This is a genomic window from Frankia sp. AvcI1, from assembly GCF_001420875.1.
Lineage (GTDB): Bacteria > Actinomycetota > Actinomycetes > Frankiales > Frankiaceae > Frankia > Frankia alni.
Genome location: NZ_LJFZ01000031.1, coordinates 94,769 through 105,150 on the forward strand (window position 1 = coordinate 94,769; position 10,382 = coordinate 105,150).

9 protein-coding genes and 10 pseudogenes are annotated in these 10,382 nt (G+C 72.1%); 12 read left to right on the plus strand and 7 right to left on the minus strand.

What is annotated here, in order from left to right; all coding sequences use genetic code 11:
* Together UK94_RS65485 and UK94_RS25665 are read left to right on the plus strand one after the other, a co-directional pair.
* Window positions 1–245: pseudogene (locus UK94_RS65485) on the plus strand (hypothetical protein); the annotation flags it as partial.
* A 62-nt stretch (window positions 246–307) separates the two neighbouring features.
* Complete coding sequence (locus tag UK94_RS25665) at window positions 308–943, plus strand: class F sortase (RefSeq protein WP_235489847.1); 636 nt, start codon at window positions 308–310, stop codon at window positions 941–943.
* 154 nt (window positions 944–1,097) lie between these two features.
* Here UK94_RS25665 and UK94_RS25670 read toward each other — a convergent pair whose 3' ends face one another.
* From UK94_RS25670 to UK94_RS25690, 5 genes and pseudogenes are all read right to left on the minus strand, one after another.
* Window positions 1,098–1,724: a malonic semialdehyde reductase gene (locus tag UK94_RS25670; RefSeq protein ID WP_011606556.1), complete on the minus strand. Its 627-nt coding sequence runs from the start codon at window positions 1,722–1,724 to the stop codon at window positions 1,098–1,100.
* 862 nt (window positions 1,725–2,586) lie between these two features.
* A complete protein-coding gene (locus UK94_RS25680; RefSeq protein WP_055751869.1) occupies window positions 2,587–3,510 on the minus strand; it encodes an LLM class F420-dependent oxidoreductase in 924 nt (307 codons plus the stop codon).
* Between the two features lie 143 nt (window positions 3,511–3,653).
* Window positions 3,654–3,755 (minus strand): SDR family oxidoreductase (locus UK94_RS65490; RefSeq protein WP_235489874.1); only part of this gene is annotated, 102 nt, incomplete at its 5' end.
* A 1-nt stretch (window position 3,756) separates the two neighbouring features.
* Window positions 3,757–4,394 (minus strand): annotated as a pseudogene (locus UK94_RS25685) (SDR family NAD(P)-dependent oxidoreductase); the annotation flags it as partial.
* A 47-nt stretch (window positions 4,395–4,441) separates the two neighbouring features.
* Window positions 4,442–5,161, minus strand: a 720-nt coding sequence (locus UK94_RS25690; RefSeq protein ID WP_235489848.1) for a zinc-binding dehydrogenase, incomplete at its 5' end; no start/stop codon positions are given.
* A gap of 633 nt (window positions 5,162–5,794) precedes the next feature.
* Here UK94_RS25690 and UK94_RS65495 point away from each other — a divergent pair.
* The 7 genes and pseudogenes from UK94_RS65495 to UK94_RS25705 all read left to right on the plus strand — a co-directional run.
* Window positions 5,795–6,245, plus strand: a 451-nt coding sequence (locus tag UK94_RS65495) for an ABC transporter substrate-binding protein (RefSeq protein WP_235489850.1), incomplete at its 3' end; no start/stop codon positions are given.
* 1 nt (window position 6,246) lies between these two features.
* Window positions 6,247–6,528 (plus strand): annotated as a pseudogene (locus UK94_RS65500) (ABC transporter substrate-binding protein); the annotation flags it as partial.
* 42 nt (window positions 6,529–6,570) lie between these two features.
* Window positions 6,571–6,814, plus strand: a pseudogene (locus UK94_RS65510) (ABC transporter substrate-binding protein); the annotation flags it as partial.
* Between the two features lies 1 nt (window position 6,815).
* Window positions 6,816–7,051, plus strand: a pseudogene (locus UK94_RS65515) (ABC transporter substrate-binding protein); the annotation flags it as partial.
* Window positions 7,048–7,239: pseudogene (locus tag UK94_RS65520) on the plus strand (hypothetical protein); the annotation flags it as partial. The pseudogenes UK94_RS65515 and UK94_RS65520, both read left to right, overlap by 4 nt.
* A gap of 213 nt (window positions 7,240–7,452) precedes the next feature.
* Window positions 7,453–8,103: a hypothetical protein gene (locus tag UK94_RS65525; RefSeq protein ID WP_268761624.1), complete on the plus strand. Its 651-nt coding sequence runs from the start codon at window positions 7,453–7,455 to the stop codon at window positions 8,101–8,103.
* Window positions 8,100–9,092 (plus strand): pantoate--beta-alanine ligase, encoded by a 993-nt coding sequence (locus UK94_RS25705; protein WP_011606544.1) that lies wholly within the window; start codon window positions 8,100–8,102, stop codon window positions 9,090–9,092. Before UK94_RS65525 ends, UK94_RS25705 begins: the two co-directional genes overlap by 4 nt.
* Before the next feature lie 24 nt (window positions 9,093–9,116).
* Here UK94_RS25705 and UK94_RS65530 read toward each other — a convergent pair.
* Window positions 9,117–9,441: pseudogene (locus UK94_RS65530) on the minus strand (TetR/AcrR family transcriptional regulator); the annotation flags it as partial.
* 75 nt (window positions 9,442–9,516) lie between these two features.
* Window positions 9,517–9,716 (minus strand): annotated as a pseudogene (locus tag UK94_RS65535) (helix-turn-helix domain-containing protein); the annotation flags it as partial.
* Here UK94_RS65535 and UK94_RS65540 point away from each other — a divergent pair.
* The 3 genes and pseudogenes from UK94_RS65540 to UK94_RS65550 form a co-directional block, all read left to right on the plus strand.
* Window positions 9,715–9,865 (plus strand): epoxide hydrolase N-terminal domain-containing protein (locus UK94_RS65540; RefSeq protein WP_235489881.1); only part of this gene is annotated, 151 nt, incomplete at its 3' end. The pseudogene UK94_RS65535 and the gene UK94_RS65540 overlap by 2 nt on opposite strands.
* 1 nt (window position 9,866) lies before the next feature.
* Window positions 9,867–10,153: pseudogene (locus UK94_RS65545) on the plus strand (epoxide hydrolase N-terminal domain-containing protein); the annotation flags it as partial.
* Window position 10,154: 1 nt separating this feature from the next.
* Window positions 10,155–10,382 (plus strand): annotated as a pseudogene (locus UK94_RS65550) (epoxide hydrolase); the annotation flags it as partial.

The window sequence follows — 10,382 nt, forward strand, 5'->3', positions numbered from 1 at the left end:
CCGGGGCTGGTGGTGCCGGAGGCGCCGGCACCGGTGGTGAGGTCATCCCCGCGGGGCATCCGGAGACAGGTGCCGGGGGAGCGGCTCACACGAGTGGCCGCACGCAGCTGGCCATCGGCGCGATGGCCGTGATGGGAGCCGGCCTCGCGATCGGGTTCGCCGGCCGACGGCGCCGTGAACTTCTCACCGATGACGGTTCGAGCCAGGACGGGGTGAACGGCGGTAAGCGGGACGGCGATGAATGACCTCCGCCCGGGCGACGGAGGNCGTTCGGCGCCGGGCGTGGCGTTGGTGGGCGCTCGCCGCCGTGCTCCTGCTCATCGCGGGAGGGAGTTTCGAGGCGGGCCTGCGCGGCCATCGAACCGTTCTGGAAGGCTCGGAGGAATCCTCGGCCGCACGGCCGCCTGCGGCCACCGACAACAGGGGGAACGGACGGCGGGCCGTGAGTACGGCGGTCCGCTCGACTCCGGTCGCGTTGCGAATTCCGGCCATCGGGGTGGAGGTTCCGGTGTCCGCGCTGGGGCTCAATCCCGATCGCACGGTGCAGGTACCCACCGATTTTCGGGAACCGGGCTGGTTCCGGCTCGGGCCCTCGCCCGGGCAGATGGGCTCGGCGGTCATCCTGGGTCACGTCGACTCGCACAGCGGTCCGGCGGTCTTCTTCCGGCTGCGGTACCTGAATGCGGGTGACCGGGTCGACGTGACATTGGCCGACGGCACGATCGCGCACTTCGAGGTCAGCGCGGTGAGGATGTATCCGAAACGGCAGTTTCCGGCACGCCAGGTATACGGATCGCATGGCTACAGTGCGCTGCAACTCGTCACCTGCGGAGGGGTGTTCGACACCCGGACCCACAGCTATCAGTCCAACGTCGTCGCGTACACCTCACTCGTCTCCATCACCACGGCAAGGGCTCCGGGGATGACCACCCCCAAGAACTAGTCCCCAGCAGGCGGCCGTTCTGGTAACGAGTGGTCCGGAGTTCTCGATGCGGACCATCACCGACGGCTCGTCGCCCTGGGGGCGACGTGGCCGTCGGCGATGATGCGGAGACGCGAGACGCTGGACCCGGGCCTTCTTCAGCCCGCGCCGGCGGTCAGGCCCAGCGGACGACGTCGGCGGGGTCGAGCCGGGGGAGCCGGTCGAACCAGGGGTTCTCCCCGGGGTGGCCGATGTTGACGACGAGCACGGACTTCCACCGGCCGTCCGGGTAGAACTCGGCGTCGATCGCCGCGGCGTCGAAGCCGGCCATCGGCCCGGCGACGAGCCCCTGGGCGCGGATGGCGAGGATGAAGTAGCCCGCCTGCAGGGGCGCGTTGAACTGGCCCATCGTGGTCCGCAGGGACTCGTCCGCCTCGAGTACGTCCTTCATCTGCGGCCGGATCGGCAGCAGCGTGGGGGCGTGCTCATGGAAGCGCGAGTCGACGGCGAGGATGGCGGTGACGGGCGCCGAGGCGGTCTTGACCCGGTTGCCCTCGGCCATCAGCGGCAGCAGCCGCTCCTTGCCCTCGGGCGTGCGCACGAAGGTCACCCGCAGCGGCTGCAGGTTGGCGCTGGTCGGCGCCCACCGGGTGAGCTCCCAGATGCCCGCGAGTTCCTCGTCGCTGACCGGGGTGTCCGCGAAGGCGTTCGCCGTCCGGGCCTCGGTGAACAGCAGGGCGCGCCCGGCCTCGTCGAGGCCGGGAACGCCCGTCGCCTCGATGCTCTCGACGGCAGAGGTCATGCGTGTGCTCCCTGAGTATGTGTGGCCCCCCGTACTACCGTCGTAACTCTAGCCGGGCCGTCCGGAGTCCCCGTTCCGCTGTCCGCTGCGCCACATGCCGCTCGAGATCGACGGCGAACCCGGCCTCGGGGCGGGCCCTGCCGGGGCGGCTGGCCCGCGGTGGTCATCATCTCGGACGTCAGACGGGCGGGCGGCGCAGCCATCGTTTCGAGTTCGTGATCCGTCGCAGGGGCGCCCGCGCCGGCGGAACGGGAGCGCCGTGTCGGTGCGCCAGGTCCCGCAGCACAACATTCGCGCCGTAGGTTTCGAGCGCTCCGGCGAGNAGGCGCCGATACGGGTCCGCGACGACTCCGAGCTCGAAGTCATGGAATATCTCCCGCCAGGCGACGTCGGGCCGGTGATAGTCGATGCTCGGACGCTGTTCCCGGGGATAATCCACCCGTGCCAGCACCTGGTCCGCTGCCGCGGACGAGGTGTAGATCCTGGCCAGCTCCCGCCGCAGCAGTTCTCCGTGACCCGATCGGCCGGCAACAGATCCGGCCGGGGTGCGAGCGCGACCATGGCCCGTTCGACCCGTACGCGCGCCCGACGCTGCTGGCGCTGCCGTCGACCGCGGGGCCGCGTCGAAGCGAGCGGGACGAGAAGGATGCTCCCGGCGAGGAGAGCGGGCACCAGCCCCAGCAGGGACAGCCCCAGGGACACCGACATCGCCCCGATGTGCGCCGCGTGGGAACCGCCCGGAATCCCCGCGATCTTTCCCTCCCCGAGGCAGGTGACGGAGGGATCACTCTACGCGGCACGGTTCCGCCTGAACCCCGACGGGCACGGGCAAGCGCGAATCAGATCGNGTACACGACGCAGCTCAGGACTCGCCCGTGAGGTGGACGACCTCGGCATAGCGCTCGAGGGCCTCGATGCAGGCCGCGACGCTGTGTCCGGGGGGCTGCACGACGAACCAGGTGGCGCCCGCGTCCGCGGCCTGGTCCAGGAAGTCCAGGTGCTCGTCGGGGGAGCCGTTCGGGTCCTGGAGCCACGTGCTCTGCAGGGACTGGAGCTGGACGTCGACGGTGACGTCCCGTCCGCGCTCCCGGGAGGCAAGCTCGTTGACTTCCGTCACCGCCGACTTGAGCTGGGCGAACGTCGTCAGGGCGGGCGTGCGCGTCGTGCCGGCGATCGCGTCGGGGATCATCAGGGGGCTCCAGCCCTGCACCCGGGCCGCCCGGCGCCGGGCCACGGCGCTGTTGCCGCCGACCCAGATCGGCGGTCCGCCCGGCGTGACGGGCATCGGGAGCGAGGCGATCGAGGCGGCGGTGAAGTGCCTGCCCTCGTAGTCGAAGGGGGAGCGGCTCCACACCCCCCGCAGCACCTCGAGGGCCTCGTCGAACAGCTGGTTGCGCTCGTCGAAGTCCACGCCCAGGGCCCGGAACTCCGAGCGCAGATAGCCGGTTCCGACGACGACGGTCAACCGGCCCGCGGACAGGATGTCCACGGTCGCCGCCGCCCGGGCGGTGAGCAGGGGATTGCGGTACGGCAGCACGAGCAGGTACGTCATGAGGCGAAGCCGCGTCGTCGCCGCGGCGCAGAACGCCAGCGCCGGGACGACGTCGAGCGCCTCGTGCCCGCCCGACCTGAGCCACTTCGTCGACGGCGCCGGGTGTTCGGTGAAGGCGACCGCCGCGTAGCCGAGCCGCTCGGCCGCCTGGACCACCCGGGTGACCCCCGCCGCGGTCACCAGCTCGGGGCTGTAGTGCGGGTCCGACACGGGGAACTCGACGGTGACGTGCACGACGGCGCTCCTGACTGCGATGGCGGGCGGCGGGCAGGCGAGCTGCTGGATCCAGCAGGCAGGCGAGCTGCTGGATCAGGGGGACTGGCCCAGGCCGACTGGACCAGGGCACGGGATCAGGGGCACGGGATCAGGGCTGTCGGTCAGGCGCCGCCGCTGGCTGTCACGCACTGGCCGGTGATCCAGCGGGCGTCGTCGCCGGCGAGGAAGGCCACCACGTCCGCGATGTCCTCAGGCTGTCCGAGNCGGCCGAGCGGGACCAGGCTGCCGTAGTGCTCGGCGAGCTGTGGAGTCATCCCGTTGCGGATCAGATCGGTGTCCACGATGCCGGGGACCACCGCGTTCACCGTCACCTTGCGGGGGGCCAGCTCGGTGGCCCAGACGCGGGTGAAGGCCTCGATCGCCGCCTTGCTGCCCGCGTAGGCCGACAGTCCGGGCTGGCGGGTCGACGAGCTGCCGCTGCTGATGCTGATGACGCGCCCGCCGTCGGGCATGAGCGCGACCGCCCCCTGCGTCACGAAGAACAGGCCGCGGGCGTTGAGGCCGAAGGTGGAGTCGTAGATGGTCGGCGTCGTCGCGGCCAGGGCCGGCATGCCACCGGCCCCGCGTCCGGCGTTGTTGACGAGGACGTCGACGCGGTCGGTGCGGGCCTGGATTCGCGTGAACAGATCGTCGATCTGGGCCAGATCGGCGACGTCGGCCTGCTCCGCCCAGGCGTCGCCGCCGGCCGCCTCGATCTCCTTGACCAGGCTGGCGGCCTGCTCGGCGCTGCTCGCGTAGTTCACGATGACGGCCGCGCCGTCGCGGGCGAGCCGACGGGCGATCGCGCGGCCGATGCCACGGCCGGCGCCGGTGACGAGCGCGGTCTTGCCGGAGAGTGTCATGTCAGCCTTTCGCGGGGAACGGCGGCGGTGCCGTTCTCGTCGGGCGGTCAGGGGAGGATCACGGAGCGGACGGACTCGGTGTCGGCGAACGCGGCGGTGATGTCGGCGGCCGACAGGCCGATGCGCGTGGAGACGAGCCGTTCGAGGTTCAGGCGGCCGGCCTCCGCCAGGCGCACCAGCAGCGGGAAGTCGACGTCGATGTCGGCGGAGCCGTACACCGCGCTGGTGAAGTTTCGGCCGCTGCTGACGTGCTCCCAGGCGCCCAGGGCGAGGACCGCCGTCGCCTCCGCCGCTCCGACGGCGACGACGGTTCCCGCCGCGCGGGTCATCCGGTAGGCGGCCAGCGTCGTGTCGACGCGTCCCGCCGCCTCGAACGCCGCGTCGACCCCGCGGCCGGCGGTGAGGTCCCGGACGGTTCCGACGACGTCGTCGGTGGTCGTCGGGTCCAGCACGTCCGTCGCGCCGAGGTCCGCCGCCAGCCGACGCTTGGCCGGGACGGGTTCGATCGCAACGATGCGGCTCGCCCCGGCGATGGCGGCGGCCTGGATCACGGCGAGTCCGACGGCGCCGGCGCCCACGACGGCGATCTCGTCGCCGGGGGAGACCCGTGCGGTGTTGAAGACCGCTCCCGCACCGGTGACGACGCCGCAGCCGATCAGCGCGAGCTGCTCGTCGGGAAGGTCGGTGCCGACCGGGACCACGGACAGCTCGTGCACGGTGGTCGTCTCGGCGAAGGAGCCGAGCCCGCAGAACGCGCTGACGGCATGNCCGCCGTCGGTCCGGTAGCGCGGCGCCGCCCAGATGGCCGGCGTCTGCGCGCACAGGTACTTCNGGTGCCGGCGGCACCACCAGCACCGCCCGCAGGNGGGGATCGATGCCCCGACGACGCGGTCGCCGACGCGGACGCGGCTGACGTCCGTACCGACCTCGACCACCCGTCCGGCCAACTCGTGCCCGAGCACCAACGGCAGCCCGAAGGGCAGGTGGCCGGCGAGCACGCTGTGGTCGCTGGCGCAGATCCCGCTGGCGCCGACCGCGACGACGACGTCGTGCGGTCCCGGGGGGATGGTCTCCAACTCCGCGGTCGTGAAGGTGCCCACGGCACTGGCGATGCCGACGCTCATGGTTGGCCTGCTCCGATGCGATGCGATGCGAGGCGAGGCGAGGCGAGGCGGAACGGGATGGGTGCGAAGAGGAGGCTAACGTTCGTTTGCTCCAGTGGTCAACTGTCAAGTTCCAAACCTGATCAGACAGGGCTAGCGTGATGATTTGCAGGGTTGATGGCTAACGAACGTTGACTTGGGTGGCGTGGGAGTTCTACCTTCCTGGATCAACGCTGTGACGTCCGNCACAGGCCGACCGCCCGGCGGAGAACCCGACTCCCAGGCAAAGGACCGACGATGTCGATCATCCCGTTACGGCGCGCGGGCCTCGTCCCGCGCGCGCTGGCCGGCACGGTGCTCTCTGCGCTCGTCCTGACGACGGCCGCCTGTGGATCGAGCGGTTCCGCCGCGGGGGGAGCGGCCGCGTCGGCGGACCCGAGCCTCTTTCCCGGCACGAAGCCGTCGGCGTCGGCGCCGGTGCGCGTCGCGATCATCACGAACGAGGGTGGGGCGGCGATCAGCCAGCCCGAGACGACCGCGGCGGCCAGGGCGGCGGTCAGCTACGCGAACGACAATCTCGGCGGCATCGGCGGCCACCGGATCGAGATCGTGCTGACCTGCCCGACGCGGGAGGACGTCGCGACCGCCCGGACCTGCGCCAACAAGGTGGTCGAGGCGAAGGCGGACGCGCTGGTCGTGACCTCGACGGGCCTGGGCGCGACGATCGCGCCGATCGTGACCGGGGCCGNCATCCCGTACATCACCGCCAACGGCGCGACGGCCCCCGAGCTGACCTCGCCCGCCTCGTTCGTCTGGACGGGCGGCTTCCCGTCGATCCTGCGGGCGTGGGCGAAGTACGCCAAGGACAAGGGATACCGATCGTTCACCGCGTTCGTCATCGACTCCCCGTCCGCCATCGGTGCCGCCCAGCAGCTTGGGGCGCCGGCGTTCAAGGCCGCCGGGGTGGACTTCACGGTCGCCACGGTCCCGGCCGGGACCCCGGACGCCACCCCGATCGTCAGTGCGGCGCTNCGGCGCAAGCCCGACGCGGTCGCCGTCATCGGCGAGTCGANGGTGTGCATCAGCGTCATCAAGGCCCTGGAGACCGTCGGCACCAGCGCCGACAAACTGATCACCCAACCCTGCGTGGAGCGCAGCGTCCTGGACGCGGTCGGCTCCGCCATCGACGGCACCCAGGTCGCCACCCCGTACGACGTGATCAGCAAGGATGACCCCGAGGTGCGGCGCTACGACGCGGTCATGGCCAGGTACGCGCCGGACACCCCGACGGGCGGCTACGCCGGCATCGGCTACCAGNGCATGATGTCGTTCATCCGGGCGGCCCAGGGCATCCGCGGTGACGTCAGCCCCGCCGCCGTCATCGCGGCGGTGAAGAGCGCGAAGAACGTGCCGCTGCCGATCGGGCACGGGATCACCTTCACCTGTGACGGCACGGCCCTCCCGCCGCTGATCTCGGTGTGCTCGAGCAGCAACATCTTCGAACGGTTCGACGCCGGCAAGGCCACCGACGCCCAGGTGGTGGCGCTGCGATGATCAAGGTTGTGCAGTGCTTCACCGGCGGGGTCGGCGCCGAGAACGTCCGCCGGCTGGCCCGCCACCCCCGGATGGAGCTCGTCGGGGTCCTGGTCCACAGCGCGGAGAAGGCCGGTCGCGACGCCGGTGACGTGGTGGGCATCCCCCCGCTCGGCATCACCACCACCCGCAGCCTCGACGAGATCATCNCGCTGGCTCCCGACGCGGCGATCTGGAGCGCGCAGGGCTACGACCCCGCGTCGATCGCCCGGCTGCTCGCCGCCGGCATCAACGTCTACACCGGGCTCGGCGGCTACTTCCTCGACGGCGAGCCGGAGCAGGCCCTGCTGGCCGACGCCTNCCGCGCGGGCGGCGCCACGTTCGCCGCCGGCGGCAACATCCCGGGCCTGATCAGCGACGTCCTGCCGATCTTCCTGACCGGCTACACCGGCTCGGTCCGGCACATCGACGCCGTCCAGCGCAATCACGTGGCGCACTACCCGTCCGCCGCGCAGCTGCGTGACGGTCTGGGCCTCGGGCTGCCACCCGGCGAGACCGAGAGCGCCACGGCGCTGGACGCCGGCTGGCTGTGGCTGATGACATCCTCGGCGAGGATGGTGGCCGCGGCGCTGCACGTCCCGTTCACCCGGATCGAGCAGACGGACAAACGGACCGCGCTGGCGACCGAGACCGTCACGCTTCCCGGCAGCGGCCTGACCGTCGAGGCGGGCACGGTCGCCGGGGTCCGCTGGACCTGGACCGCCTACAGCGGGCCGAGCGCCTACCTGACGATCACCAACGAGCAGACCGCCGTGCTCAAGCTCGGCGCCGGCTGGCGCGAGACGGAGCGGGAGCCGGCGTGGACGGTGGAACTCGACGCCTCCCCGCCGCTGGTCGCCACCCTGAGCTGGCCGGAGGGGACCGCGGCGGCGGCGGCCAACGCCCAGCTCAACGCGGCCCGGGCGATCAACGTGCTCGCCGCCCTGGTCGCCGCGCCGCCCGGCTGCGTCTCCGTGCTGGACCTGCCCATGATCACGTCGAGTGACACCGTCCTGGGCGAGGCCACGCCGTGAGCGGGAACGGGGGCGGGATCGGTACAGGGCTCGGGAGCCTCGCGGGTTCCGGCCGCACGGTCACCACGATCGCCGAGGTGCGGGCGGCGGCGGACGCGGTGCGCGCCGCCGGTGGACGGGTGGGCTTCTTCGGGACGAGCGGCGCCCTGCACGAGGGTCACCTGACGGTGATCCGGCGCATGGCCGCCGAGTGCGACCTGTCGATCATGCCGCTGTTCCTGGCCCCGGTCCCCGGCGTGACCTCCGACGCGGTCCCCGCCTACGACCGGGACTTCGACGCCGACGCCGCCCTCGCGTTCGACGCCGGGGTGAACCTGGTGTTCCGCCCGGCCGTGGCGGAGATGTACCCCGCTCTGCCGGTGCGCACGGCCGTCGTGCCGGCCGACGAGCTCGCCGCGCCGTGGGAGGGCGCCGAGGACCCGTCGTTCCTGCGGATGGCGGCCACGGCGCTGGCCAAGTACTACAACATCGTCGGCCCGTGTCGGGCGTACACCGGCGAGAAGGACTGGGTGCCCCTGACGGTGCTGCGCCGGATGGTCGTGGACCTGTCGATCCGGGCCGAGATCGTCGCGTGTCCCGTCGTCCGGCTCGCCGACGGGCTGTGCGCCTCCAGCCGCAACAGCCGGCTGTCCGCCGCGGACCGGGCCGCCGCCCCCACGCTCTACGCGGCGCTCACCGCGGCCGTCGCCGCCGTCGAGGCGGGTGAACGGGACGCGGAGGCGATCCGGTCCCTGCTGCGGCGGCGGATCTCGGCGGTGGCGCCCGTCGACTACGCCGAGGTCGTCGACGCCACCACGCTCGCCCGGGTCGATCCGCTGGCCGGCGAGCTGCGGCTGCTGGTGTCCGCCGACTTCACCGGCACGCACCTGTTCGACAACGTCGGGCTCACCGTCCGCGATGCCGACGCCGACGCCGACGCCAGGGTCACCGTCCCTGCCGTCGGGACCACCGCCGCCGCCCCGGCCACCGACCGCCGAACCTCGGGGTAGCGCCCTGATCAGTACTGTCGTGCGTCACCCGTCGGCGAGGCGTTGGATGGTGGCGCCCAGCCAGGCCTGGAGATCGGCGGGGTCGCCGAGTTCGGAACGCAGGACCCGGCGGCGGGTCGAGACGCCGAGTACGAAGGCGTCGATCGCCGCGGCTCGGCTGTGGGCGTCCGCGTCGTCCAGGCCGGTGTCGCGCAGGTAGCGGTGCAGCGGCTCCAGCGAGTTCGTGTCGAGGAAGGCGGCCAGGGCCTCCGCCGCCTCCGGGCGTTCGCCGGACGCGCGTTGCAGCACGAGCAGGGGATCCTCTCCGGACACACCGAACCAGCGCTGGACGATGCTCGCCGCGAGGCGCNCACCCAGCGCGGAACGGCCGCCGTCGAAGGAGGTGGAGACGGGAATCTCCACCCGGGTTGCCGCCAGGAAAAGNCCGTCCTTGCCGCCGAAATAGCGCGTGATGAGGTTGGGCGACACCCCGGCCGCGTCGGCCACGCCTCTGACCGTGATCGCCGCGTACCCGTACTGGGCGAACTGGCGTTGCGCGTGCTCCAGGATCCGCTGCTTCGTGGCAGCCGCATTGCGGATAGTCATGTATATGAGAGTACACATCATGTGTATGCTGATACACATGAACGACGAGCTCCGGGAACGACTCCGGCGGACGCGGCGTGTCACGACCCCGTGGAGTGACGACCCGACGCGCGGCATCAGCGGTACCCACCTCGACGAACTGCTCGAACGCTGGGCGAACGGGTACGACTGGCGCGCGCACGAGCGCCNCATCAGAGAGTTCCCCTGGGCGACGGTGCAGGCGGGCGGCACCGAGCTGCGTGTGATCCACCAGCGGTCCGCGGATCCCGGCGCCCCGGTTGTCGTGCTGCTGCATGGCTGGCCGGACTCGGTGTTGCGGTTCGAGCGCGTCCTGCCCCTGCTCGCGGACCTGCACGTGGTGGTGCCCGCGCTGCCGGGCTTCCCGTTCGCGCCCCCGCTCACCAGTCCCGGTATGTCGGTCAACCGGATCGCCGGGATCGTCGCGGACGCCCTGGACGAGCTCGGTTACCCGCGGTNCACGGTGTCCGGTGGCGACGTGGGTGGCACCGTCGCGGAGATCCTCGCGGCCGACCGCCCGGACCGGGTGGCCGCCCTGCACCTCACGAACATCGCCCCGCAGCGTGCGCTCACGGCGGACCCGGCGACGCTCCCGCCTGACGCGGCGGCCTACCTGCGCCGGTCGGCGCAGTGGTTCCGGACCGAGGGCGGGTACATCGCGGCGCAGTCGACGCGGCCGAACACCCT

Bases quoted from the DNA above. Each gene is read 5' to 3' on its own strand.
- UK94_RS25670 (WP_011606556.1), bottom strand. From the start codon at position 1,724: ATGACCTCTGCCGTCGAGAGCATCGAGGCGACGGGCGTTCCCGGCCTC.